25 protein-coding genes are annotated in these 25923 nt (G+C 62.7%); 18 read left to right on the top strand and 7 right to left on the bottom strand.

Going from position 1 to position 25923, the window contains the following annotated elements; all coding sequences use genetic code 11:
* Positions 1–24 precede the first annotated feature (24 nt).
* On the bottom strand, positions 25–1251 hold the full coding sequence (locus NEZ08_RS20540; RefSeq protein ID WP_298111014.1) for a glycosyltransferase family 87 protein: 1227 nt from the start codon (positions 1249–1251) through the stop codon (positions 25–27).
* Positions 1252–1434: 183 nt separating this feature from the next.
* Between NEZ08_RS20540 and NEZ08_RS20545 the strand changes: the two genes are divergently transcribed.
* From NEZ08_RS20545 to NEZ08_RS20570, 6 genes are all read left to right on the top strand, one after another.
* Positions 1435–2637, top strand: coding sequence for a pyridoxal phosphate-dependent aminotransferase (locus NEZ08_RS20545; RefSeq protein ID WP_298111017.1), 1203 nt, complete (start codon positions 1435–1437; stop codon positions 2635–2637).
* Between the two features lie 251 nt (positions 2638–2888).
* Positions 2889–3371 (top strand): DUF992 domain-containing protein, encoded by a 483-nt coding sequence (locus tag NEZ08_RS20550; RefSeq protein ID WP_298111019.1) that lies wholly within the window; start codon positions 2889–2891, stop codon positions 3369–3371.
* A gap of 154 nt (positions 3372–3525) precedes the next feature.
* The gene (locus tag NEZ08_RS20555; protein WP_298111022.1) at positions 3526–5574 is read left to right on the top strand and encodes an elongation factor G; all 2049 of its coding nucleotides are present in this window, start codon (positions 3526–3528) and stop codon (positions 5572–5574) included.
* Positions 5575–5714: 140 nt separating this feature from the next.
* Positions 5715–6350 (top strand): YoaK family protein, encoded by a 636-nt coding sequence (locus NEZ08_RS20560; protein WP_298111025.1) that lies wholly within the window; start codon positions 5715–5717, stop codon positions 6348–6350.
* Between the two features lie 99 nt (positions 6351–6449).
* Positions 6450–7295, top strand: a complete 846-nt coding sequence (locus tag NEZ08_RS20565; RefSeq protein ID WP_298111028.1) for a shikimate dehydrogenase — start codon at positions 6450–6452, stop codon at positions 7293–7295.
* Between the two features lie 126 nt (positions 7296–7421).
* Entirely contained in the window at positions 7422–8054 is a 633-nt protein-coding gene (locus NEZ08_RS20570) for a hypothetical protein (RefSeq protein ID WP_298111033.1), read from the top strand.
* 93 nt (positions 8055–8147) lie between these two features.
* Here NEZ08_RS20570 and NEZ08_RS20575 read toward each other — a convergent pair whose 3' ends face one another.
* On the bottom strand, positions 8148–9284 hold the full coding sequence (locus NEZ08_RS20575; RefSeq protein ID WP_298111036.1) for an alpha-hydroxy acid oxidase: 1137 nt from the start codon (positions 9282–9284) through the stop codon (positions 8148–8150).
* A gap of 163 nt (positions 9285–9447) precedes the next feature.
* Between NEZ08_RS20575 and NEZ08_RS20580 the strand changes: the two genes are divergently transcribed.
* The 8 genes from NEZ08_RS20580 (at position 9448) to serA (ending at position 18254) form a co-directional block, all read left to right on the top strand.
* A complete protein-coding gene (locus tag NEZ08_RS20580) occupies positions 9448–9627 on the top strand; it encodes a hypothetical protein (protein WP_298111038.1) in 180 nt (59 codons plus the stop codon).
* A gap of 211 nt (positions 9628–9838) precedes the next feature.
* Positions 9839–11182, top strand: coding sequence for a phosphoglucosamine mutase (glmM, locus tag NEZ08_RS20585; RefSeq protein ID WP_298111041.1), 1344 nt, complete (start codon positions 9839–9841; stop codon positions 11180–11182).
* Between the two features lie 265 nt (positions 11183–11447).
* The gene (locus NEZ08_RS20590) at positions 11448–12701 is read left to right on the top strand and encodes an MFS transporter (protein WP_298111043.1); all 1254 of its coding nucleotides are present in this window, start codon (positions 11448–11450) and stop codon (positions 12699–12701) included.
* A 257-nt stretch (positions 12702–12958) separates the two neighbouring features.
* Positions 12959–13804: an outer membrane beta-barrel protein gene (locus NEZ08_RS20595; RefSeq protein WP_298111046.1), complete on the top strand. Its 846-nt coding sequence runs from the start codon at positions 12959–12961 to the stop codon at positions 13802–13804.
* 137 nt (positions 13805–13941) lie between these two features.
* Entirely contained in the window at positions 13942–14766 is an 825-nt protein-coding gene (locus NEZ08_RS20600; RefSeq protein WP_298111048.1) for an outer membrane beta-barrel protein, read from the top strand.
* 305 nt (positions 14767–15071) lie between these two features.
* A complete protein-coding gene (locus NEZ08_RS20605; protein ID WP_298111051.1) occupies positions 15072–15263 on the top strand; it encodes a hypothetical protein in 192 nt (63 codons plus the stop codon).
* A gap of 79 nt (positions 15264–15342) precedes the next feature.
* Positions 15343–16515 (top strand): phosphoserine transaminase, encoded by a 1173-nt coding sequence (locus NEZ08_RS20610; protein ID WP_298111053.1) that lies wholly within the window; start codon positions 15343–15345, stop codon positions 16513–16515.
* A gap of 149 nt (positions 16516–16664) precedes the next feature.
* Complete coding sequence (gene serA / locus NEZ08_RS20615) at positions 16665–18254, top strand: phosphoglycerate dehydrogenase (protein WP_298111057.1); 1590 nt, start codon at positions 16665–16667, stop codon at positions 18252–18254.
* A 106-nt stretch (positions 18255–18360) separates the two neighbouring features.
* On the opposite strand, the gene NEZ08_RS20620 is transcribed toward serA, so the two are convergent.
* Positions 18361–19299, bottom strand: a complete 939-nt coding sequence (locus NEZ08_RS20620) for a DMT family transporter (protein ID WP_298111059.1) — start codon at positions 19297–19299, stop codon at positions 18361–18363.
* Between the two features lie 426 nt (positions 19300–19725).
* On the opposite strand from NEZ08_RS20620, the gene NEZ08_RS20625 reads away from it, so the two are divergent.
* The 4 genes from NEZ08_RS20625 (at position 19726) to NEZ08_RS20640 (ending at position 23818) form a co-directional block, all read left to right on the top strand.
* Complete coding sequence (locus NEZ08_RS20625) at positions 19726–21021, top strand: adenylosuccinate synthase (protein WP_298111062.1); 1296 nt, start codon at positions 19726–19728, stop codon at positions 21019–21021.
* A gap of 35 nt (positions 21022–21056) precedes the next feature.
* Entirely contained in the window at positions 21057–22637 is a 1581-nt protein-coding gene (locus tag NEZ08_RS20630) for a hypothetical protein (protein WP_298111065.1), read from the top strand.
* A gap of 166 nt (positions 22638–22803) precedes the next feature.
* A complete protein-coding gene (locus NEZ08_RS20635; RefSeq protein ID WP_298111068.1) occupies positions 22804–23220 on the top strand; it encodes a DUF5413 family protein in 417 nt (138 codons plus the stop codon).
* A gap of 64 nt (positions 23221–23284) precedes the next feature.
* Positions 23285–23818 carry a DUF4112 domain-containing protein gene (locus NEZ08_RS20640; RefSeq protein ID WP_298111071.1) on the top strand — a complete coding sequence of 178 codons (534 nt, stop codon included), beginning with the start codon at positions 23285–23287 and terminating at the stop codon, positions 23816–23818.
* A gap of 63 nt (positions 23819–23881) precedes the next feature.
* Here the strand turns inward: NEZ08_RS20640 and NEZ08_RS20645 are convergent, their stop codons facing one another.
* The 4 genes from NEZ08_RS20645 to msrA form a co-directional block, all read right to left on the bottom strand.
* Positions 23882–24175, bottom strand: coding sequence for a hypothetical protein (locus NEZ08_RS20645; protein WP_298111075.1), 294 nt, complete (start codon positions 24173–24175; stop codon positions 23882–23884).
* A 225-nt stretch (positions 24176–24400) separates the two neighbouring features.
* Positions 24401–24565: a DUF3309 family protein gene (locus NEZ08_RS20650; RefSeq protein ID WP_298111078.1), complete on the bottom strand. Its 165-nt coding sequence runs from the start codon at positions 24563–24565 to the stop codon at positions 24401–24403.
* Between the two features lie 112 nt (positions 24566–24677).
* Positions 24678–25088: a peptide-methionine (R)-S-oxide reductase MsrB gene (msrB, locus tag NEZ08_RS20655; protein WP_298111081.1), complete on the bottom strand. Its 411-nt coding sequence runs from the start codon at positions 25086–25088 to the stop codon at positions 24678–24680.
* A 26-nt stretch (positions 25089–25114) separates the two neighbouring features.
* Positions 25115–25834 carry a peptide-methionine (S)-S-oxide reductase MsrA gene (gene msrA / locus NEZ08_RS20660; protein WP_298111083.1) on the bottom strand — a complete coding sequence of 240 codons (720 nt, stop codon included), beginning with the start codon at positions 25832–25834 and terminating at the stop codon, positions 25115–25117.
* Positions 25835–25923 lie beyond the last annotated feature (89 nt).

The raw sequence follows: 25923 nt of genomic DNA on the forward strand, positions 1-25923 counted from the left end.
CCGAAACGTGATCAGAACAGGCGATCACGCTGGTGCGGCCGACGGCGCGCCGAGCACGCCCGGCTTTCGATCCTCGATCGCATGATGCAGGATCAGCGCGTAAAGCAACAGCAGCACCAGCAGGCCCAAGGGAATGCCCGTGGTCTTTGCGATGCCGCGTGAAAGCAGCGGCACGATCCAGGCAGCGCTCAGGAGGCTGATTTCGAAGCTGCGGAATCCGCGCGCCACACCAAGCCGCGCGAGATAGGCGATCGCAAGCCCGGCGACCACCAGGTCATAGTCGAGCACATAGGGCGTTGCGAGCAGGCTTGCCGCTGCCAGCGCCGCGGCCTTGCGCTCGAATGCGGTATCGCTATGCCAAAGCCAGGCAAGCGTGGCCGCAAGAGTGATGGCGATCGCGGCCTGCGCCGAATAGGCCAGCGGCACGCTGCCGCCCCACATCCGCACCGCCGAGAAGATCGACTGGATCTTTTCCCAGCCCGTACCGCCGGCCTCCAGCACCACCGTCTGGGTGAAGGTCGTCGATGCTTCGAAGGCGTGCCAGATGCTGCTGCCGAGGATGAGGTAGCTCAGCACAACCAGCGCCAAGACGGTGAGCGCGGCACTGCCGATCGTGCGCCAGTATCCGCCGGCGACAAGAGCGAGCGGGATAAGAACGCCGAATTGCGGCTTATAAGCAAGCAGCCCGATCAGGACGCCGGCCAGCCACGGCCGCCGCCTCAGCCAATGCAGCGCGCCGCCAAGCAGCGCGGTCGTGAGGAAGCCGTTCTGGCCGTGGCCGATATTGATGAAGACGGCGGGAAAGGCGCTGGCGATCAGCCAGCTTTCCGGGCGCGGCAGGATCGCGCGAATGGCCGCAAGATAGGCCGCAAAGCTGCCGAGAAGCCAGAGGCCAAGCCCAAGCGCATAGGGCAGGGCGGCGACGAGGAAGGCGATGGCAAGGAAGAATGGCGGATAGTGCCATCCGTAGAACGGCACGTCGCGGCCGAAAACAGCCTGCTCGGCCGCATGCTGGAGCGGCGGATCGTAGGCGTCCGGCGCGTGCCCCTGCCAGACCAACCGGCCAGCCGCATAGACATCGGAGAAATCGGTTCCGATCGGCTTGCCGTTGCGGTCGATCAGGCCGTCAGACAGGCCGATCCAGACCACCGCCGCGATGACATAGAGGGCGAGCAGGATCAGGCTGTAGCTGCGCATGCGCGGGCGCGTCAGCCATTCGCCGGATCGCAGGCCTTGCCAGAAATGAGCCATTTCGCTGCAGAATTTTATGAATGTTGCGTGAGAAGCTAATGGTGCTCGTTTAACGATCCCTAAAGCTTCGCCTTTTCACGCAACCTTCTTGCGATGATGCGGACCTGGTCTTACTGTGGCGCGCATTCCATTCAAATCGAGTCGTGCTGCTTGTGAGCACACGACGTTTGCCGGGAGATCATGATGCCCTTCCTGTCCGCTGCGCTTGACCGTGTGAAGCCGTCCGCGACCATCGCGGTCACGGATAAAGCACGCGAGCTGAAAGCGGCGGGACGCAATGTCATCGGCCTTGGCGCCGGCGAGCCCGACTTCGACACGCCTGCCAACATCAAGCTCGCCGCTATTCACGCGATCGAGGCGGGCAAAACCAAGTACACCGCTGTCGACGGCATTCCGGAACTGAAGCAGGCGATCATTGCCAAATTCGAACGCGAGAACGGGTTGTCATACAAGCCGAACCAGATCATCGTCGGCACCGGCGGCAAGCAGGTGCTCTACAATGCGCTGATGGCCACCATCAACCCCGGCGACGAGGTGATCATTCCCGCGCCGTACTGGGTCAGCTATCCGGAAATGGTGGCGCTTGCCGGCGGCGAGTCGGTTTCCATCGTCTGTACGGCAGAGCACGGCTTCAAGCTGCAACCCGCCGATCTGGAAAAGGCGATCACGCCGAAGACCAAGTGGATCATCCTCAACTCGCCGTCGAACCCGACCGGCGCCGCCTACACGCGCGCGGAATTGAAAGCCATCACCGACGTGCTGGTGAAGCACCCGCACGTCTGGGTGATGACCGACGACATGTATGAGCATCTCGTCTACGACGACTTCGTCTTCACGACGCCGGCGCAGATCGAACCGAAGTTGTACGACCGCACGCTGACCGTGAACGGCGTCTCCAAGGCCTATTGCATGACCGGCTGGCGCATCGGCTATGCCGGCGGCCCGGTGCAACTGATCAAGGCGATGGCGACGATCCAGTCGCAGTCGACGTCAAACCCGTCGTCGATCGCGCAATGGGCGGCCGTCGAGGCGCTCAACGGTCCGCAGGATTTCATTCCCGCGAACAACAAGGTGTTCAAGGAGCGGCGCGATCTCGTGGTGTCGATGCTCAACCAGGCCAAGGGCATCGATTGTCCACGGCCGGAGGGTGCCTTCTACGTCTATCCGTCCTGCGCCGGCACCATCGGCAAGACCGCGCCGTCCGGCAAAGTGCTTGCCAACGATCAGGACTTCGTCACCGAGCTTCTGGAAAGCGAGGGTGTCGCGGTGGTGCAGGGCTCGGCATTCGGACTGGGTCCGGCGTTCCGCATATCCTACGCGACCAAGACCTCGGACCTCGAGGACGCCTGCAAGCGCATCCAGCGCTTTTGCGGCAACCTGCGTTAACCGGACATCGCGTCCCGGACGCGGTGCAGCGCTTCTCCGCGATGCACCGCAAAGCCAGGATCCACCTTGTTAAGGGGTTAATCTGGACGCCGGATCAGCGGCGCATCCTTTCATGCGCCGTGGCGTCCGGGGAACGCGTCTGGAGCGAAGCAAGAACTTATGTCATAGAGATTGAAGGGCAGCGTCCTGCTCGGGCGCGGCTTTAAAGCGATTCCTGCTTGCATCAAATCATTTCGGTCGGAGACATATTTATGCGCCGTTTCATCATCCTTGCCGGCATTGCCGCCGCTGCCTTCGCCGCGACCTCGGCCGTTGCGTTTGCCCAGCAGCCGGAGCGCGTTCAGGTCGGCGTGCTGGAATGCCGGGGCGGGGCCAGCGTCGGTTTCATCGTGGGATCCGTCACCAACCTCGGCTGCGTACTTCGCGTCAATGGCAGGCCTGACGACTTCTATGTCGCGACGATCCGAAAAGTCGGCGTCGATCTCGGCATTACGCAGGAGACCGCGCTTGCCTGGGGGGTGTTCGCGCCGACGAGGTGGCTCGGTTCGGGCGATCTTTCCGGCAACTATGCCGGCGCGCAAGGCAGCGCGGCTGTCGGCGTCGGCGCCGGCGGCAACGTGCTGGTCGGCGGCTCAAACAATTCGATCGCGCTCCAGCCGCTGAGCCTGCAAGGTCAAGTCGGCTTGAGCGTCGCTGCCGGTTTGGAAAGCCTGGAACTGCGCCCAGGTCGTTAGGCTGACGATTCCTTGATCCGCCGCCTCGGGCGGCGGAACGATTCCTTTGTCGATGCGCCGCGACGATTTTCCTCCTTGCCAAAACGCGGGCGGAGGAAGAGCATACACTGTTGCCGACCCAATCACGGGCCGAGCTCCATATGAGGAGGCGGCAATGGGACAGGACGTCAGTAGTCCCCGCGGTCCACGGTGCATCGCACTGGTGGGCCCCTTCCAAAGCGGTAAAACCACACTTCTTGAGGCAATACTGGCGCGAACGGGCGCGATCTCGCGCGCCGGCAGCGTCGATTCCGGCACGTCGGTGGGCGACTCCAGCCCCGAGGCCCGTCATCACAAGATGGGCACCGCCTTGACGGCGGTCACCACCACCTTCATGGGCGACAGCTACACGTTTATCGATTGTCCCGGCTCGGTTGAATTCGCGCACGACATGCGCTCGGTCCTTCCCGCCGTCGACGCCGCGGTCGTGGTCTGCGAAGCCGACGAGAAGAAGCTGCCACAGCTTCAGATCATCCTGCGCGAGCTGGAAGACCTCGGCATCCCTCGCTTTCTGTTTCTCAACAAGATCGATCGAGCCAACAAGCGCATTCGCGAAACGCTCGCGACCTTGCAGCCGGCATCGCGCATTCCGCTGGTGCTGCGCCAGATACCGATCTGGAACGGCGATCTCATCGAAGGTTTTGTCGATCTCGCGCTCGAACGCGCTTTCGTCTATCGTGAGCACAAGGCCTCCCAGGTCGTCACGCTCGATGGGGGCAACCTCGACCGCGAGAAGGAAGCCCGCTTCTCGATGCTGGAAAAGCTTGCCGATCACGATGATGCGCTGATGGAGCAGCTGCTCGAAGACATCGCGCCGCCGCGTGACGCCATCTTCGACGATCTCGCCCGCGAACTGCGCGAAGGACAGATCTGTCCGGTGTTGCTCGGCTCGGCCGCCCGCGAAAACGGCGTGCTCCGCCTGATGAAGGCGTTGCGGCATGAGGCGCCCGGCGTCGCCGAGACCGCGAAGCGGCTTGGCGCGGCTTCGTCGAAGGATATGCTCGCTTATGTCTTCAAGACCGTGCATCTGCAACACGGCGGCAAGCTGTCCTATGCGCGCGTGCTCACGGGACGGCTCGACGACGGCGCCACGCTGCATGCTTCGTCGGGTGAAGCGGGGCGCGTGTCCGGCGTCTCGGTGCTTCACGTCGGCCAGGACAACAAGCGCTCGTTTGCTGAAGCCGGCGAAACCGTCGCGCTCGGCAAGCTTGAGATGGTGAAGACCGGCGATACGCTGTCGAGCGGCAAGACCACGCCGGAGGCGCTGGTGCATGTCGAACCATTGGCTCCGGTGCTGGCAATGGCGGTCGCGGCCGCCGACCGCAAGGACGATGTCAAGCTCGGCCAGGCCTTGCTGCGGCTCAACGAGGAAGACCCGTCCCTGACCATGGTGCAGAACCCGCGCACCCACGACAGCGTCTTGTGGGGGCAGGGCGAGATGCATCTGCGCGTCGCGCTGGAGCGCTTGCGTGACCGGTTCGGCGTCAACGTCAAATCGCATCCGCCCGCAATCGGCTATCAGGAAACCATCCGCAAGCCGATTACCCAGCGCGGTCGGCACAAGAAGCAATCCGGCGGCCATGGCCAGTTCGGCGATGTCGTGCTCGAGATCAAGCCGCTTCCGCGCGGCACCGGCTTCGAGTTCCATGAGAAGGTGGTCGGCGGTGCTGTGCCGCGGAATTACATTCCGGCGGTCGAGGAAGGCGTCGTCGACGGCTTGTCGCGAGGGCCGCTCGGTTTTCCCGTTATCGACATTGCGGTGACGCTCACTGACGGCTCCTACCACAGCGTGGACTCGTCCGACCTTGCGTTCCGCACCGCGGCGCGGGTCGGGGTCAGCGAAGCGCTGCCGCAGTGCCAGCCGGTGCTGCTGGAGCCGATCCATATCGTCGAGATCGTCTGCCCGACGGAGGCAACCGCGAAGATCAACGCCATCCTTTCGGGCCGGCGCGGACAGATTCTCGGTTTTGACACCCGTGGGGGCTGGGTGGGATGGGATTGCGTGCGTGCGATGATGCCGGAGGCCGAAATCGGCGAGTTGATCGTCGAACTGCGATCGGCGACGGCGGGGGCCGGCAGCTTCACGCGGCAGTTCGACCACATGGCGGAGGTGACGGGGCGCGCCGCCGACCAGATCATCGCCGCCCACCGCGTCGCGGCCTGACCGCCCTTTTCGGACCGGCATCGGTCCGCCGCCCCGTTGGGACGGCGGATTTTCCACGGGCAATTTCGCGCTTTACATCTTTTCAAGCCGGCCGCTTTCATCGACATTGTCGCGACCGCTGGAAATGCGCCCGCACCACAATGCTCGATTCAACCCGCAATATTGTGCTGGCCTGCGCGTTGAGCGCGGTCGCCGGCTATGTCGACGGCATCGGCTTCATCCATCTCGGCGGCCTGTTCGTTTCCTTCATGAGCGGCAACTCGACGCGATTGGGCGTCAGCCTTGCGCAAGCGAACTGGCCGAGTGCGGCCGAGGCGTTCGGCTTGATCGTACTCTTCGTCGCCGGCGCGGCGGCCGGCAGCCTGATCGTGCTCGGCCGCGGCGCGCATCGCCAGCCCTGGCTGCTGCTGGCCGAAGCATTGCTGCTTGGGGGTGCCGCGCTATCCCATCTTTCCGGTTGGCCGCATACAGCGGTTGGCCTGATCGTGCTGGCGATGGGTCTCGAGAATGCGGTGTTCCAGATCGAGGGCGGCGCAGGGCTTGGGCTCACTTACGTGACCGGTGCGCTGATCAAGGTCGGCCAGTTTCTTGCCGCCGCGTTGAAGGGTGGTGACCGCTGGGGGTGGGTGCCCAACCTGCTGCTATGGGCCGCGTTGGTTGCGGGATCGGTCTGCGGCGCGGAGGCCTATCACTGGATCAACCTTGCCGCCATCTGGTTTGCCGCGGCCGTCGCGCTGCTGTTGAGCGCGGCGCTTGCCGTGACGATTCACCTCTAGTGGCACCTTCCGCAACCGCCGAGCATTGACTAAGAAGTCGGCTTGCCCGACGGGAACTGCAACAGGCCTCCGATCAGCCGGAGCGCCGCAACGGGATCGATGATGTCCTCCCTTACCAAATCGCGAGCGGCGTGTCTGATCGGCTGGCCGGCGGCGCATTCGCGCTCGCCGCTGATTCATCACTACTGGCTGCGCCAACTTGGAATCGAGGGCGGCTACAGCGTCGAGGCGATACCGCCGGAGGGCTTTGCGGAATTCGTCCAGCATCTGTCCGCGCACGGCTTTGTCGGCGCCAACGTCACCATCCCGCACAAGGAACGCGCGCTGGCGCTGACGAGGCCCGACGAGCGGGCGCGCGCGGTCGGTGCGGCGAACACGTTGTGGTACGAGGGAGGCGAGCTGCGCTCGACCAATACTGATATCGAAGGCTTCGTCGGCAACCTCGACGCCGCCGCCCGAGGCTGGGATGCAGCCGGCGAGGCGCTGGTGCTGGGTGCCGGCGGCTCGTCGCGTGCGGTTGTATTCGGCCTGCTCGAGCGCGGCATCAGGCTCATCCATCTGGCAAACCGGACCGTCGAGCGGTCACAGGCGCTGGCAGATCAGTTCGGTCCGGCGGTACGGCCGATTGCGTGGAACGAAATCGATCAGGCGCTGCCGCACGCGGGTCTTCTGGTCAACACGACATCGCTCGGCATGCACGGTCAGCCGGCGCTTGAGCTTGACGTCGGTCTGCTTCCGCCGCAGGCGATCGTTGCCGACCTGGTCTATGTTCCTTTGGAAACGGCCTTGTTGAAGGCTTCACGTTCGCGCGGACTGCAGGTGGCCGACGGCCTCGGCATGCTGCTGCATCAGGCCGTACGCGGCTTTGAACTGTGGTTCGGGCAGCGGCCGCGGGTGACGGCCGAATTGCGCGCTTTGGTGGAGGCCGATCTCAGGAGCGCTTGACCGGCGCGGATGTAACGATAGTGCAGCGCACTGCGTACATAGGGGGCAAGCCACTCGCCCGGAATAACCCCGCTTTGCCGGGGTATTCTCCTTTGTCGTTCGCCGCCGAAACTTGAAGGAAAGATCATGCCGAAAATTTCTCCCTGGCTGCCACGTTCGCTGTTCGCCTCGCTGGCCATCGTCTCCGTGCTCGCATCAAGCGCCTGGGCCCAAAAGTCGCCGACGCCGACGCGCATCCGGGGCACCATCGAAAGCATCGATGGCAAGACGCTGAACATCAAGACCCGCGAAGGCAATGACGTGAAGGTGAACATGACCGACGATATCGGCGTCATCGGCATTGCCAAGACCTCGCTTTCGGACATCAAGCAAGGCAGCTACATCGGCGTCTCGGCGATGCCGCAGCCCGACGGCAGCCAGAAGGCGCTTGCGGTCCACATTTTCCCGGAAGCCATGCGCGGCGCGTCGGAAGGCTTCAAGCCGTGGGATCTGCGTCCGAACTCGACAATGACCAACGCGACGGTCGCCGAGACCGTTGCCGGCGTCGACGGCCAGGCCATCGATGTCAAGTACAAGGGCGGCGAGAAAAAGGTGGTGGTGCCGCCGGGTACGCCGATCGTCGCTTTCGTCAGCGGCGACAAATCCGAGATCAAGCCGGGCGCGAAGATCATCATCTTCGGGGCGAAGAAGAACGACGACGGCTCGCTGGAAACCAACCGCATCGGCGTCGGTCTCGACGGCATTACCCCGCCGATGTGACCGCGAAGCAATCATCGCGGGGCGTATGAAGCGGCCGCCAAGGACGGCTGCCTCACCTCTCCCCATGGAGAGGGGAGGCCGCGTACTGTTCCTTCAAACCGCCAGCACGTTGTCGTCGATTTCGGCGATGGTGTTGACGCCGCACAGACCCATCGTGGTGAGAAGCTCGTTGCGGATGATGTCGATTGCCTTGGTCACGCCGGGACCGCCATAGGCGCCCAGCCCGTGCACATAGGCGCGGCCGATCATGCAGGACTTGGCGCCCTGTGCGAGCGCACGCATCACGTCCTGGCCCGAGCGAATGCCGCCGTCGAACATCACTTCCATCTTGTCGCCGACCGCGTCGACGATTTCCGGTAAGGCGGCGATCGAGGACGGCGCGCCGTCGAGCTGGCGTCCGCCATGGTTGGAGACGACAAGCGCCTGCGCGCCGGTCTTGGCGGCCTCGTTGGCGTCCTCGGAATCGAGAATGCCCTTGAGAACCAGCTTGCCCGGCCAGATGCTGCGGACCCACTCGACATCCTTCCAGTTCAGCGTGGTGTCGAACTGCGTTCCGATCCAGGTGCCGAGCGATGTGATGTCATCGGTGCCTTTCAGATGACCGACGAGGTTGCCAAACGTGCGGCGCTTGCCGCGCAGCACGCCGGTGACCCAGGCGGGCTTGCTGGCGAAGTCCACCAGTTTCGACAGCGACCATTCCGGCGGCACGGTCATGCCGTTCTTGATGTCGGCATGGCGCTGCCCGATCACCTGCAGGTCGACGGTCAGAACCAGCGCGCTGCACTTGGCCGCCATGGCGCGTTCGATCAGCGCCTTGATGAAGCCGCGGTCCTTCATGACGTAGAGCTGAAACCAGAACGGCTTGTCGACGTTGGCGGCGACGTCCTCGATCGAGCAGATCGACATCGTGCTCAGCGTGTAGGGAATGCCCGCGGCCTGCGCGGCGCGGCAGGCATGAATTTCGCCGTCGCCATACTGCATACCGGTCAGGCCGACGGGCGCCAGGATCAGCGGGAGCGACGCCGGTTCGCCCAAGATGGTGGTCGAGGGATCGCGCTTTGAGACATCGACCAGGATGCGCTGGCGCAACTTGATTGCTTGAAGGTCCTCGCGGTTGGCGCGCAACGTTTCTTCGGCATAGGAACCGCGGTCGCAATAATCGAAAAAAGCCTTGGGCACATTTCGGCGGTGGCGCTCGCGCAGATCCTCGATGCAGGTGATATGTTTCATGGACGTTTTCCGGCCCCATCTTGCAACTGTAGCTTTGGGTGTCATCTACCATGGCAGGCGTCGGCGCAACATCGCCCTGGCGCGGCCAATCTGAAGTTTCTGCGCGACCGGCGGCACGAACTTCGAAGAAAGTGGGCGCCAGGATAAAGCCTCAGGACATCCCATGGCTGGATCGCATTCGAAGACCTCCTCCGCCAACAAGCCGGCACAGAAGCCGCGCGACGAAGCTCTTGAAGAGGCCCTGGAGGAGGGGCTCGAGGAGACGTTTCCGGGGTCCGATCCAGTCAATGTCACCCAGCCGGCCCCGTCCAAAGAAGACGGCCACGTCAAACGCAAGGGCTGAGGTTCCCCATGCCGCCAGCGCGGCCGGACAAAATTCTCCCATTTTCAATGGGTTATCTTCGGCGGGGTGCCGGCGCGGAAATGATTCATCATATTTTTTGAAGCCATTTTAGCCGCAGCGGCATTATAACCCCGTCCGACGTTAGCATTGGGGCTGACAACCCGGCTTCTCGGCCACCGGCGCGAGGAGTTCGGGCGGTGCTGGGGGTTTTATGAGCCGCAAATATTTCGGAACGGACGGGATTCGGGGCCTTGCCAATGGCCTGATCACGCCGGAACTCGCGCTGAAAGTCGGGCAGGCGGCCGGTCTGGTGTTTCAGCGCGGCGAGCATCGCCATCGCGTCGTCATCGGCAAGGACACCCGCCTTTCCGGCTACATGATCGAATACGCCATGGTGGCGGGATTTACGTCGGTCGGCATGGATGTGCTGCTGGTCGGACCAATGCCGACGCCCGCGGTTGCGATGCTGACCAAGTCGATGCGCGCCGATCTTGGCGTGATGATATCGGCCTCGCACAACCTGTTCGAGGACAACGGCATCAAGCTGTTCGGCCCGCAAGGCTTCAAACTGTCCGACGACGTCGAAAAGCAGATCGAGCAGTTGCTCGATGAATCGCTCGACCGTCGGCTGGCGCAGAGCGCGAGCCTGGGCCGCGCCCGCCGTATCGATGGCGTTCACGACCGCTACATCGAATTCGCCAAGCGTACGCTGCCGCGCGACCTCAGCCTTGACGGCCTGCGCGTGGTGGTCGATTGCGCCAACGGCGCCGCCTACAAGGTCGTGCCGGAAGCGCTGTGGGAACTGGGCGCCGACGTCATTTCGATCGGGGTCGAACCCGACGGATTCAACATCAACAAGGAATGCGGCTCGACGGCGCCGGAGGCGCTCAGCCGCAAGGTGCGTGAACTGCGCGCCGATATTGGCATTGCGCTCGATGGCGACGCCGATCGCGTGATCCTGGTCGACGAGCGCGGCCATCTGGTCGACGGCGACCAGCTTCTGGCCGTGATCGCGCAGAGCTGGAAGGAAGATGGCCGCCTCGCCAAGCCGGGCATCGTCGCAACCGTTATGTCCAATCTCGGCCTCGAACGCTTCCTCAAGAGCCAGGACATCGAACTCATTCGCACGCCTGTCGGCGATCGCTACGTGCTCGAGCGGATGCTGGCCGGCGGCTACAATCTCGGCGGGGAGCCGTCCGGCCACATCATCCTGTCGGACTATGCCACCACGGGCGACGGCTTCGTCGCCGCGCTGCAGGTGCTGGCGGTCGTGCAAAAGCTGCGCCGCCCCGTCTCCGAGGTCTGCCGGCGCTTCGATCCGCTGCCGCAGATCCTCAAGAACGTCCGTTATCGCTCGGGCAAGCCGCTCGACAATGCGGACGTGAAGTCGGCGATCGATGACGGCGAGAGGCGCCTCAACGGGCATGGCCGGCTTCTGGTGCGCTCCTCCGGAACAGAGCCGGTCATCCGCGTGATGGGGGAGGGCGATGATCGTCTGCTGATCGAGGAAGTGGTCGACCAGATCGTTTCGGCACTCGGTCAGGCCGCCGCCTGAGATTTCGTGCACAGCCGGCGGGCTTTTCCAGCGCAGCGGGTCCCTTATGGTTCGAGACGGCGCTTCGGTCTCCTCGCCAGTAGGGTCTCTGCTTTTTCCTCATCCTGAGGAGCGCGCGCGCGTTTCGAAGGATGAGGTCACGATCGCCGCTCGCTACTGTCTCAATTCTTCGCATCGCAGCCATTTTGTATTGGTAGTGGTCGGGCGAAACCAATCGGCTTAGGAAATGCGCGCTGCATGCACTCACCGCGCCGGGAATGATTTCTTGAACAAGCCTGTCGTCGTTTCCGAGGGAACACTGAACGAGCCGGTCATCGTCGACGACGCTTCGCCTGCGCTGAAGGCGAGCGCCGCCGGGCCTGCCTATATCGTGCTCGCCGGCATCAGCTTCTCGCATTTCCTCAACGACACCATGCAGTCGCTGATCGCGTCGGTATATCCGATCCTGAAGGACAGCTACGCGCTCGATTTCGCGCAGATCGGATTGATCACGCTGGCGTTCCAGTTCACGGCGTCGCTGCTCCAGCCGCTCGTCGGTCATTTCACCGACAAGAAGGCGCAGCCGTTTTCGCTGGCGATCGGCATGTCGTCGACCTTCTTCGGCCTGCTACTGCTCAGCGTCGCCCATCAGTATCTCGTCATCCTGATCGCGGCCGCGCTGATCGGGCTCGGCTCCGCGGTCTTCCACCCGGAATCGGCGCGCATCGCGCGCCTGGCCTCCGGCGGCCGGTATGGTTTTGCGCAATCGGTGTTTCAGCTCGGCGGCAGCTTCGGTACCTCGATGGGACCGGTGCTGGCAGCGCTGATCGTCGTGCCGTTTGGCCAGCCCTCAATCGCCTGGTTTTCGTCGATCGCGTTTCTGGCAATCGTCGTGCTGTGGAAGATCGGCCGGTGGTACCAGCCTCAGATCAGGGCCAAAAATACGACGACGTTTGCGCCGCATCCGGACGCGCCGTCGCGGCGGCGGGTTCTTCTCGCGCTGGCGGTGCTGGTGGTGCTGTTGTTCTCGAAGCAGCTTTATGTCTCGAGCCTGTCGAGCTACTACATCTTCTATCTGATCGATCGCTTCGGCGTTTCGACCCAGGCTGCGCAACTCTATCTTTTCGTCTTCCTGGCTGCGAATGCGGTCGGCGCCTTCTTCGGCGGCCCGCTTGGCGATCGCTTCGGCCGCAAGATCGTGATCTGGTTCTCGATCGTCGGCGCGCTGCCGTTCACGCTGGCGTTGCCTTACGCGGGGCTGGCGGCGAGTGCGGTGCTGACCGTCTTCATCGGCCTGATCATTTCCTCAACCACGTCCTCGATCATCGTGTTCGCGCAGGAACTGGTGCCGCACCGCTTCGGCATGATCTCCGGCGTGTTCTTCGGCGTGGCCTTCGGCATCGGCGGCCTTGGCGCAGCGCTGCTCGGCAAGCTCGCCGATCACACCAGCATCGCCTTCGTCTACCAGGTCTGCTCGTTCCTGCCGGCGATCGGATTGCTCGCGGTATTTCTGCCGAAGATGCGGCAAGGGGCGCATTAGCGGGCAGCGAACGGCGAAGAAATTGATGTCCTCTCTATTCGCTCCTCGCCGTTCAGCATTCGCCAACTTCTCGTTCATACATCGTTAGCTCCTGTGACGTTTGCCACCGCAATTGTGGACTGACGTCCCGTCCGCTTCAGGAAAATATCAACCTTAAAAATTAGGGTTAAGCGGCGTTTAAGTATTTGGTGCCATCGTCCGGGCCGTGAGTTCTAGATGTGGGGCCGTCTGCCTCACCGGCCAAAAGGACGAAGCCTATGCGTAGTGTGAAATTTTTCGTTATTGCCGGAGCGGCATCCCTGTTGTCATCGATGGCGTCCGCCGCCGATATGGCGATTGCACCCCCACCGATGCCCTATGCGCCTCCGGTCGCCGACTTCGGCGGCTGGTATCTGCGCGGCGATGTTGGATTCAGCAATCAAAGCGTCGGCAGCATCCGCAACACCAATGCCGCGCTCTATTCCAACCTGAACTCGTTCCAGGAGACGACCGGCTTCGACACCGGCGGCATTTATCAGCTCGGTGCCGGTTACCAGTTCAATCATTGGTTTCGCGTCGACGTGACCGGCCAATATCGCGGCGCCGCGAATTTCCATGGACTTGATCTGATCAGCTACCCCGCTGGCGGCGGAGTGACCGGATACGGAGCTGACGTCTACAACGCCAGCAAGTCCGAGTGGCTATTCCTCGCCAATGCCTATGTTGACCTCGGTACCTGGTGGTGCATCACGCCCTACATCGGCGCCGGTATCGGCACCGCCCGGGTGCAGGTCGCGAATTTCACCGACTCGGGCGTGGTTAACAACGGTGCCGGCGCGGGTCCAAGCCTGGTCTCGGCTGCGACAGGCTCGCAATGGAATTTCGCGTGGGCGGTCCACGCGGGCCTCGCCTACCAGGTCACTCCGAACATGGCGATCGATCTCAGCTACAGTTACGTCAATCTCGGTAACGGCACGACCGGCATCGACGGCGCGTTCGACGGTTCGGTTGGTGGTCACGTGTTCCAGTTCAACAACATCACATCCCAGGACGTGATGCTCGGCGTGCGCTGGAATTTCTGGAGCCCGCCGGCCTATGCGCCGCCGCTTATCACCAAGGGCTGAACCTGACTTAACGCTTCTTGACGGCGCGGGATGTTTCCCGCGCCGTTTTGTTTTGTCGAAGCGTCGCGCGATAACGAATGATTAGGGTTAACGGGCGATGATCACATCATGTTCGCAAGTGTGGATGGGAGTGATCGATGCGTAGAGTCCTGCTGGCGGCGGCGATGTTCGCGATGTCCGCGAGCGCACAGGCCGCCGATATGCCCGATTACCTTCGTGGCTCGCTGTCGGACAATTATTATTCGCCGCCGGTCAACTGGCGCGGAGCTTATGTCGGCGGGCAAGGCGCCTGGGCCTCGTCGAGTCAGACCTTTTCCGGTTCGACGATGGATTACACCGCCATTAACGATTTGACCTCGATCACCAGGCTGGGCGAGATCCGGGGTTTCGGGGCGCCAGTTCCCTTCGGCACGTCAGGGAAGGGCTCCGTCGCATATGGAGCCTTTGGGGGATATAATTGGCAGTGGGATGATGTGGTTGCCGGCATCGAGGCATCCTACCTGCATGGTAACCTCGGAGGCAGCGTCAGCGCGACCCGGCAATACAGCAGCGGCGGGGCGTTGTCCGACGGGCTGTTTCATCTCGGCAGCGTGACGTCGACATCGACGATGGCGATTTCGGATTACGCGACATTTCGGGCCCGCGCCGGCTATGCCTACGATTGTTTCCTGCCCTATGCTTTCGGGGGATTTGCTCTCGGCTACGCCAACGTCTCGACGTCGGCGACAATCAATGACTTCTACAGCGCCAGCGCTGGCGGTCCGTTCATCGCGGCTCCGCCGCTGGCCGCAACCCATACCGGTGAAAACCACCTGGTCTACGGCTACACCGGCGGCCTCGGCGTCGACGTCAGATTGATCGCAGGCTTGTTCATGCGCGCGGAGTGGGAATATGTCCGTTTCACTCAGCAAGTCGATACCAACGTCAACACCTTGCGTCTCGGCCTCGGCTACAAGTTCTGATCGGCGTCCCTTGCGGATCGGCCATTCCTGACATTATCGGTCGCGACTATTCTCTGTTTTCCCGACCTTGGCTGCGGGACATGAAGATTTGCGGCGACACGTCGTGCTTCCGAGCGCCGCAATCGCGCCGTTATTGCCGCAGTTTTGCCCGCAGCATGAAGCTGCGCCTTGCGAATGCTGCAGAACGCGTTTCGACGTTCGTCTGCTTTAACGCGCGATAAACTAACAGGGTCATCAGGAATTTTGCTTAGGAACGATCCGTGGCAATTGGCGTCTGTCCGGCGCGCGTAATTTGGGGACGTCAGATGAAGAGCTATTCCATCGTCCGGGTCGGCGACGACTATGTCGTGCAGGCGGAAGAGAAAAGCATCTTGAGGATCGCAAGCCGCCGACGCGCGGCGCAGCTTGTGAGCGACGCGGCCGAGCTGTTGAACGCGCAGAGCCAGCCTGCGAGCGATGCCGAGACTACCGCCATCGAGCAAAATGAAGTTCCTTGACGGTCCGGAATGATTGCCCTATTCACGATGGCGGGACACCTCCCCCCAACGGGAGGCTTGCTATCTGGAAGGGTAGATCATGACTGTAGCGAAGCCCGCTTCGCGGCCTCACGTGCCGCATTTTTCTTCCGGACCCTGCGCCAAGCGGCCCGGCTGGACCCCGCAAAATCTCAAGGACGCAGCCCTCGGCCGCTCGCACCGTGCGAAGATCGGCAAGGAAAAGCTGAAACGCGCTATCGATCTGACGCGCGAAGTCCTTGAAGTGCCCGCCGATTATCGCATCGGCATCGTTCCGGCATCCGATACCGGCGCGGTCGAAATGGCGCTGTGGTCGCTGCTCGGCGCGCGGCCGGTGACGACCCTGTCGTGGGAATCGTTCGGCGAAGGCTGGACCAGCGACATCGTCAATCAATTGAAGCTCAAGGACGCGACCAGGCTCGCCGCGCCCTACGGCGACATTCCCGATCTCTCGAAAGTCGATCCAGCGTCCGACATCGTCTTCACCTGGAACGGAACGACCTCGGGCGTGCGCGTGCCCAATGCCGACTGGATCAGCGCCAAACGCGAAGGCCTTGCGATCTGCGACGCCACCTCGGCGGCGTATGCCCAGCCGCTCGATTGGCCCAAGCTCGACGTCGTGACCTTCTCGTGGCAGAAGGCGCTGGGCGGCGAGGCCGGTCACGGAATGCTGGTGCTTTCGCCGCGCGCAGTCGAGCGGCTCGAGAGCTACAAGCCGGCATGGCCGCTGCCGAAAATCTTCCGAATGACCAAGGGCGGCAAGCTCAACGAAGGCATCTTCGTCGGCGAGACGATCAACACGCCGTCGATGCTGTGCGTCGAGGATTATCTCGATGCGCTGAACTGGGCCAAATCGATCGGCGGCCTGAAAGCGTTGATGGCGCGCGCCGACGCCAACCTCAAGGTGCTGGCGGACTGGCAGGCCAAGACGCCCTGGATCGATTTTCTCGCCAGGACGCCTTCCATCCGCTCCAACACATCCGTGTGCATGAAGATCACGGATCCCGCGGTTTCCTCGCTCACGTCGGATGCGCAGATCGACTTCATCAAGAAGATGGTCGGTCTCGTCGAGAAGGAAGGAGCCGGTTACGACTTCGCCGGCCACCGCGACGCGCCGGCAGGTTTGCGTATCTGGTGCGGCGCGACGATCGAGGCGAGCGATGTGGCGCTGCTCACGCAGTGGATCGACTGGGCGTTTGCCGAGACCAAGGCGCAGCTGCCGAAGGCGGCGTAAGTCATTCGACACGATTGTCGTGGCCGGGCTTGACCCGGCCGCCCACCCCTAATGGTCGCCCCCTCAAGAACTTTTGCTCAAAGATGCATTCGCGCCTTTTTTCCGCGGGTGACAAGTTCAAAATACACCGATCATCACGGATCACACTCATGACGAAACCCAAAGTGCTCATTTCCGACGCGCTCTCGCCGGCCGCCGTTCAGATCTTCAGGGACCGCGGTATCGAGGTCGATTTCCAGCCCAGCCTCGGCAAGGACAAGGAAAAGCTCGCCGCGATCATCGGCGATTATGACGGCCTTGCCATTCGCTCGGCCACCAAGGCAACCGCAAAGATCATCGAGAAAGCGTCCAGGTTGAAGGTGATCGGGCGCGCCGGCATCGGCGTCGACAACGTCGAGATACCTGCCGCGACCGCCAAGGGCATCATCGTGATGAATACGCCGTTCGGCAATTCGATCACGACCGCCGAGCACGCGATCACGCTGATGCTGGCGCTCGCGCGCGAAATTCCGCAGGCCGATGCCTCAACCCAGGCCGGCAAGTGGGAGAAGAACCGTTTCATGGGCGTCGAGATTACCGGCAAGACGCTGGGCGTGATCGGCTGCGGCAACATCGGCGCGATCGTGGCCGACCGCGCGCAGGGCCTTCGCATGAAGGTGATTGCCTTCGATCCGTTCCTGTCGCCCGAGCGCGCCAGGGATATCGGCGTCGAGAAGGTCGAACTCGAGGAGTTGCTGAGGCGCGCCGATTTCATCACCCTGCATACGCCCTTGACCGACAAGACGCGCAACATCATCGATGCCGCGGCGCTGGCGAAGACGAAGAAGGGCGTGCGCATCATCAATTGCGCGCGCGGCGGTCTCGTCGACGAGCAGGCGCTGGTGGATGCGCTGAACTCCAAGCAGGTTGCTGGTGCGGCATTCGACGTCTTCGTCGAGGAGCCGGCGACGTCAAACGTGCTGTTCGGCCATCCCAACGTGATCTGCACCCCGCATCTCGGCGCCGCAACGACCGAAGCGCAGGAGAATGTCGCGCTGCAGGTTGCCGAGCAGATGTCCGACTATCTGTTGCACGGCGCCATATCCAACGCGATCAATTTCCCGTCGATCACGGCGGAAGAAGCCCCCAGGCTCAGGCCGTTCATCGAGCTTGCCGAAAAGCTCGGCTCGTTCGCCGGCCAGCTCACCGAGACCGGCATCACCAAGGTACAGATCACCTATGAGGGACACGTCGCCGAGATGAAGATCAAGGCGCTGACTTCGGCGGTGCTCGCCGGCCTGCTGCGGCCGATGCTCGGCACCGTCAACGTGGTCTCGGCGCCCGTCATCGCCAAGGAGCGCGGCATGGCGGTCGACGAAATCGTCCGCAGCGCGCAGAGCGATTACGAAAGCCTGATCACGATCACGGTGATCACCGAGCGGCAGGAGCGCTCGGTGTCGGGCACCGTCTATGCCGACGGCAAGCCGCGCCTGGTCGATATCAAGGGCATCCGCGTCGATGCGGAATTCGGCAAGTCGATGATTTACATCACCAACGAGGACAAGCCGGGTTTCATCGGCCATTTTGCCGGCCTGCTCGGCGACGCCAGCCTCAACATCGCAACCTTCCATCTCGGCCGCACCCGGCCGGGCGGGGATGCGATCGCACTGGTGGAGGTCGATGGCGCCATTCCGGACGACGTGCTGGCGAAGGTGCAGGCCCTGCCGCAGGTGAAGCAGGCCAAGGCGCTGACGTTTTAGGAGGGTTGGCCAGTTGTTCGTCGGCGCGCCAACGCGCGCCCGATGACAGGTTCCACGAACTGATCCAAATTGGAGACAGAGCCATCCTGGGTTCGGACGGCGGTGGCTAGCCTGGTCGTGCCGATGCTTTTCTCGACGCCGCGAAAACGCCGGTCAGTACCAGCGCAAAGCCGATGAAATGGAAGGGCCGCGGCGTCTCGCCGAGAAAGGCGATCGCCATGACCGATCCGAAAACCGGGACGACGTGGAAGAACGGCGCGGCGCGGTTGGCGCCGATCAGGTGCACGCCTCTGTTGTAGCAGAGATAGGCGATGGTCGAGGGAAAGAAAGCGACATACATCACGGACAGGAGGTTGCTTGCGTTCAGTTCCATGACCGGGCGCCACAGCAACTCGGCGATCAGCGCCGGGACGAGAACGGCCGAACCGCATCCGAATGTAAACGCGACGAACGACAGATCATGGATCGGCGGCCGTCGCGACGACATCACGGTATAAAGTCCGAAGATCACGAGGGCTGCGGTAAAGATGAGGTCGCCCTCGTTGAAATCGATCGCGGCGATCGCCGTCAGGTCGCCGTGCAGCAGGATCACCAGCACGCCGGTCAGCGATACCAATACGCCGATTGCCTGCGCTGGCGTCAGCCGAACCCCGAGCAGGACCAGTGACCAGGCCGCCACGAAGAGAGGCCCCGCCGATTGCAGAAGCAGGGTATTGAGCGCGGTGGTGTGCTCCAGCGACCAGTATTGCAGGCTGGTGAAGGCGGAAACGCCGGTGAGCGAGATGAAGATCATCGTGCCGAGATTGGCGCGGATCGCGGTCCAGTCCCGCTTCAGATGCTTCCATGCGATGGGCAGGATGATCAGGAAGGCGAGCCACCAGCGCAGGAACGCCAGCGTCACTGGCGGGATGTGACCTGCGGCGAGCCGGCCGACAATGGCATTGCCGGCCCAGCACAAAGCCGTGATCGACAGGAGAACGTAAGGCTGGTTGGCAAGCCAGCCGCGTGCGGGTATTGCGTCGGTAATCCGGTCGGAAGCGGACATGCAGTTTGGGCCTCGGCAGGCGGGTCGCGGTGCCGCGGCCCGGCCGGAACCGAAGCGTCCGGCCGGAGGTGGAGCCCGGCTATTTCACAGACACGGATTTTGGGCGCGCTTCAATGGTGGCGGGCGCATCGCCTCCATGCGCGCCCGGTCAAAGGAAAACACGGGGCTGGAGGCGCATTCGCGGCGCTCGTCTGGCGGAATGGTGGCCGCCAGCGGGCGGGGTCGGATTTTTGGGGGATATCAAGGGGTTGATGGGCCCTCCAGCCGGCTCCGGAGTGCCTTCTTGCTTGCGTCGGTAGCCCGCATCCTTTATCCGGTGGTGTGCCTCGCATGCGGCCGGCTCCGGAACGCTCCGCAGGAGCCAAGACCGGTTTTTCGAACAGATCACGCCTGAACTTTAGAGAGTTGCAGAGGGAATAGCTGCGGATGGGGAATGTCGTCGTCGTCGGCGCCCAATGGGGCGACGAAGGGAAGGGCAAGATCGTCGACTGGCTGTCGGAGCAGGCCGATATTGTCGTGCGTTTTCAGGGCGGCCACAATGCCGGCCACACGCTTGTCATCAATGGTGAGACCTACAAGCTGGCGCTTCTGCCCTCCGGAGTGCTCCGGCCCTCCAAGCTTTCGGTGGTCGGCAACGGCGTGGTATTCGATCCGCAGGCGTTTCTTGACGAGGTGACCAAGCTGAAGGGGCAGGGCGTTTCCGTCGGCCCGGAAAACCTGCGTGTGGCTGAAAACGTCACGCTGATCCTGCCGCTGCACCGCGAACTCGATGCGCTGAGGGAATCTTCCAACGCGGCCACGGCGATCGGCACCACGCGGCGCGGCATCGGCCCGGCCTATGAGGATAAGGTCGGGCGGCGCGCGATTCGCCTGATGGACCTTGCCGATCTCGACACCTTGCCGCACAAGATCGACCGCCTGCTGGCGCATCACAACGCGCTGCGACGCGGACTCAATCTCGAGGAGATCGACGGCAAGCAGATCCTGCGCGAGCTGGCGACGCTCGCGCCGCAGCTGTTGCCTTATGCCGAAACCGTGTGGCGGCTGCTCGATATCAAGCGGCGTGAGGGCAAGCGCATGCTGTTTGAGGGCGCGCAGGGCGCGCTGCTCGACGTCGATCACGGCACCTATCCTTACGTTACCTCTTCGAATACTGTCGCCGCGCAGGCTGCGACTGGCGCAGGCCTTGGTCCCGGCGCGGTCGGCTACGTGCTTGGAATCTGCAAGGCCTATACGACGCGGGTCGGTCAGGGTCCTTTCCCAACCGAGCTGAACAACGAGATTGGCGAGGAGATCGGTCGCCGCGGCAGGGAGTTCGGCGTCAACACGGGACGCAAGCGCCGCTGCGGCTGGTTCGACGCCGTGCTGGTGCGCCAGACGGTGCGGACCTGCGGCATTCATGGTCTGGCGCTGACCAAGCTTGATATCCTCGACGGCTTTGAAACTATCGAGGTTTGTACGGGCTATCTGCTGGACGGCAAGGAGATCGACCATTTACCGGCTGGTGAGGGTGCCCAGGCTCGGGTTAAGCCGGTGTATGAGACGATCGAGGGCTGGAAGCAACCAACTGCGAACGCGCGCTCCTGGGCAGACTTGCCGGCGCAGGCGATCAAATATGTCCGCCGCGTTGAGGAACTGGTGGGTTGTCCGATAGCCCTGCTTTCCACAAGTCCCGAACGCGAGGATACTATCCTGGTACAGAATCCGTTCGAGGCTTTATGAGATGTTACCGCAGGGCCTGGATTGTTGAGTAGGAAATGGCTGATTACTACCCGCTGATCGCCCGCGCCATCGCCGGACTGGACCCCAACGCTCCCGGCGAAAGCCGTCGTGCGCTTTATGAGCGGGCGCGCACGGCATTGATCGCGCAGCTTCGCGGCGTCGAGCCGCCACTGAGCGAGTCCGAAATCACGCGCGAACGTTTGTCGCTGGAAGAAGCGGTGCGGAAGGTGGAATCGGAAGCGGCCCAACGCGCGCGCGACGCCTCGCGCCCGGCCGATCCGACGCGCAACAACAATTCGCGCCCTTCCAACGTCTTGCGTGCCAATGCCCGCACTGGCGCCCGGGCATCGGAGAGCGCGGCCGGCGCACAGCCGCAGCAGGCGCCGCGCTCACGGCAGCCCGGACCGCCGCCCCTGCCGCGCAACGATCGGCCACCGCTTGGCCCGGAAGATCGCCAGGAGGCGCGTGGCGCCCGGCAGGAGCGTCAGCCGCCGATTCCGATGCAGGATGCGGACATGTCGCCGGGGCGCGAGCGGGGGGCCGCGGCCCGTCGCGGAGCGGAGAACAACAACGGCTCCGAGGCGCCCGGCATCCGCGGATTTCGCGACATCACGGCCGATGCCGACGATCTTGGCCGCGCCGCCGCGCAAGCGAGCCGCGCCGCGCGCAAGACCTACGCCAACGTCCCTTCGCCGTCACCCGAGTTCGACCGTCTCGAACCGAGCATGGAAGAACACGGCTTCGATGGCGAGGCGCCCTATTCCTATGATGAATCGGTCGCGGAAACGGAGCGCTACGCTGCGCCGCCGCGTCCGCGCGCGGCGCCCGAACACGGCCGCGAGCTGAAGCGGGGCACGGTTTTTCCGTTCAAGAGTGCGATCGCCGTCGGCATCGTTCTGATCCTCGTCGGCGCCGCGATCCTGTGGGGCAAGTCCGTCGTGAGCACCGTGAGTGGATTGTTCAAGTCCTCTCCGACCGCCGTGGTCGAAGCCCCGAAGGATTCCGCTGCGCCCGGCATGAAGCCGAAGATTCCCGATCGCGTCGGGCAACCATCTTCAAGCGATCAAGTGGCCCCGGTGGCACAGCGGGTCGTTCTTTATGACGAGGACCCGTCCGATCCCAAGGGCAAGCAGTATGTCGGCTCCGTGATCTGGCGGACCGAGCCGATCAAGGCGTCGGGTAACCAGAAGGCCGATATTGCAGTGCGCGCCGACATCGAGATCCCCGATCGCAAGTTCAAGATGACGATGTCGTTCCGCCGCAACACCGATCCGTCGCTGCCGGCGAGTCATACCGCCGAACTGACTTTCGTCCTGCCGCCGGATTTTTCGGGCGGCGGCGTCAGCAACGTGCCGGGCATCCTGATGAAGTCCAACGAGCAGGCCCGCGGAACCCCGCTCGCCGGCCTTGCGGTGAAGGTCACCGACGGCTTCTTCCTGGTTGGCCTGTCGAACGTCGACGCCGACCGCTCGCGCAATCTGCAACTGTTGAAGGAGCGTTCCTGGTTCGACGTGCCGCTGGTTTACGCCAATCAGCGCCGCGCCATCATCGCCATCGAGAAGGGTGCTCCCGGCGAGCGCGCTTTCAACGATGCCTTCGCCGCCTGGGGCGAATAGCGAATTCGCGCGGCCGTATTGACATCGCCACCGCTCGCGGCGGCGCGCGATGCGAATGTCAAATTCGAACTTCACTGGAAAGTTGAATTTGCCGGGGAGCCCGTTGACCTTAACATTCGCGACGAGCGCCGGCTCGCGAATGGATGCGAATGTTGGGATCACGGTTATGAAGCGATATGTGATTTTTGCCGCGCTGGTGCCGCTGCTCGGCGGCTTTTTGCTTCTTCTGGCGACCACGGTGATGTCCGGTTACTGGAGTCATCAGCCGAGTTTATCGGAAGCCGGCAAGTTGTTGGCAGTCTTCCTGAAGACCTTGCAATATTCCTACCTGTTCGGCCTCCTGCCGGCGCTGATGCTCGGGGCGGTGGACGACATCGTGTTTCACGTCAAACAAGTTGGTCCGCTGGCGCGGCTGCTGCTCGTTGGCGCGATTGCTTTTGCGGCATCAGAATTGCTGTATGGTTCGCGGGGACAGGATAGCGGCATGCTGCAGTTCGTGCTCTACGGCCTCGTAGGCTTTGTTCCCGCTGCAGTGTCGTCCGGCGTTGTCAATTCCGTCGCCACTCGTCCCGTGGCCGCGTAAAACGTGACGCAGCAGTCTACATGACGGCACTTGCGCCGGTGGCGGGCACACCCATCTGAGCGGAATGGCAAACGAAGAAATCATCTCTCCCGGCGATACGCGTTTCGCGGGTTCCTCGCGCGGGCCGTTCCGCGCGCGTCCGCAGGGTCCGGTGATCGATCAGCAGGGACGGGAAATTCCGGAAAGTTCGCTGGGCGGCTTTCGGCAATTTCAATTCGATTTCGGTCAGTCGAGCGCCAATCCGTTCGCCGATCTCACGCGCGATCAGCGGCTGGCGCGGTTCGAAATGCTGGCAAAGCTGCTCGACGTCGCGTTCATCTTGCCCGGCACCAGCATTCGTTACGGGGTCGATGGCATCATCAGATTGATCCCGGTCGTCGGCGACCTTCTGGCGACCGCCTTCTCGCTCTGGCTGGTGCGCGAAGCACGCGCCTTGGGCGCGCCGTGGCACGTCACCGCGCGAATGCTCGGCAACGTCGCCGTCGATGGTGTCGTCGGCATGGTCCCGGTTGCGGGTGATGCATTTGACGTGCTGTTTCGCGCCAACATGCGCAACGTCCGCCTGCTCAGGCGCTGGCTCGACAAGCAGCCGCGCTGATCACGGCTGGCATGGTCGATTGCGGCTGCGGATGGTCCGCAGCGATAACGCAACGCGGAATAGTCAGGCGGCCCTGTCGTCTGCCTTGGCGGCGGCAGCATCCGTCTGGGCTGCGCGCGGGCGGCGCGGCAGCGGGAAATCCTTGCTTTCATAAAGCGTGCGAATGCCCATCTGATCGAAGCGGGCCTCGTCGACCTGAAGATAAGCGCCGTTCAGGGAATCCGCCGGCAATTCCTCGATCGCAAAACGAACCGCCTCAGCCGCAGTGCCAAATCGCCGGTAGGCGAAGCCCGCCCGCTTCTTCTTGCGGATGGCGGCAGGAAATAGTTCGGCAGCAGTGTTGAAGCTGAAAGCCATGATCGGGGACCTCTGTTCTTTTTAGTGAGAACGCGATCAACATCGCGAACGGATCGCACGGGCGCAAAAATCAGGCGGCGCCGGTACACGTCACTTTCCTTGTGGACAGCCCCTAATATAGGCGTCTCCGCAGGAATTGCGAATCCTGTCGGAGTGGATGATGAATCCGCCACCCATCCCGCAACCATTTGAAAAACTGTTTATTTTCAGCGATTTATAGGGGAACTATAGCTTGCCGACCAGAAGCAGGACCAGCAATACAACCAAAACCACCGCGCCGAGTCCCATTCCGGAGTGGCCGTAGCCGTAACCATACCCGCCGATCCGGCCGCTCCAGCCGCCGATCAGATAAATGATCACGATAATGATGAGGATCGTTCCGAGCGACATGGCGCTTGCCCCGACACGGCCTGGCGGACGGAATCCGCCAAGCCTCGAGACAACGGCCCATCGGTCGGTCGGTTCCGCTGTCGGAACCAAATTGTTGGCAGTCGGAAGTCAACTATTTCGGCTGAAGCTTTAGCGCCGCCGAATTGATGCAGTAGCGCAGTCCGGTCGGGGTCGGGCCGTCCTCGAAGACGTGGCCGAGATGGCCGTTGCAGCGCGAACACAGCACCTCCGTCCGGATCATGCCGTGGCTGATGTCGCGTTCCTCATTGATATGATTTCCGGCCGAGGGCTGGGTGAAACTCGGCCACCCGCAGCCGGAGTCGAACTTGGCATCGGATTCAAACAGCGTCTGGCCGCAGCCGGCGCAAACATAGGTGCCCGGCCGCTTCTCATGCTCATACTCGCCGGAGAAGGGCCGCTCGGTGGCCTTTTCGCGCAGCACCGCGTACTGCATCGGCGTTAGTTCCTTCCGCCACTCGGCCTCGCTCTTTTCGACCTTTGGCATTGTCTTGGCTTCGGACATGAAACCTCCTGTGCAGTTACAGCCTTTTAGTTGGTGGCCTTGATATCGCTCACCAAAGTTGGTTTCTCGATATAGTTGTCGGCGAAAAGCCTTTTCAGATTTTCGACCTTGGGAATGTCGTTATAGGCAATATAGGGCTGCGTCGGGTGCAACGTCAGGTAGTCCTGATGATAGGCTTCCGCAGCAAAGAATCCTTGCAGCGGACCGACCTTGGTCACGATCGGCTTCCTGTAGACGCCGGCCGTATTGAGTTGCGCGATGTAGGCATCCGCAACCTTCTTCTGATCGTCCGAGGTGGTGAAGATCGCCGAACGATACTGCGTGCCGGTGTCCGGTCCCTGCCGGTTCAATTGCGTCGGGTCGTGCACCACCGAAAAGAAGATCTGCAAGATCTTGCCATAACTGATCTTGTTGGGATCGAACTTGATCTCGACGGATTCCGCATGCCCGGTCGTGCCGGTGGACACCATGTGGTAGTCCGCGGTTGTCTTGTTGCCGCCGGCGTAACCCGACACCGCGCTGACAACGCCTTTGGTGTGCTGGAACACACCCTGCACGCCCCAGAAGCAGCCGCCGGCCAGAACCGCGGTCTGGATGCCGCTTGCATGCTGAACGTCCATCGCCGGCGGCGGAATGACGACAGCATCTTCGGCAGCAAATGAAGGCACGGCGCTGACAGCGGAGATCGCCAGCAAACCGATCGCGGCGGCATACGCTGGAAGGCGGTTGAGAGAGCGGCGGGTCATGGGAGCTGGCTCCTGATTTCGATATCGTTGCAGCGGATGTTAGGGCGGCAGCGGTTGCTCGCAAATAGCCTCTGCCTTGTCTTGCTAAG

This window comes from Bradyrhizobium sp. (assembly GCF_027451485.1).
Taxonomy (GTDB): domain Bacteria; phylum Pseudomonadota; class Alphaproteobacteria; order Rhizobiales; family Xanthobacteraceae; genus Bradyrhizobium.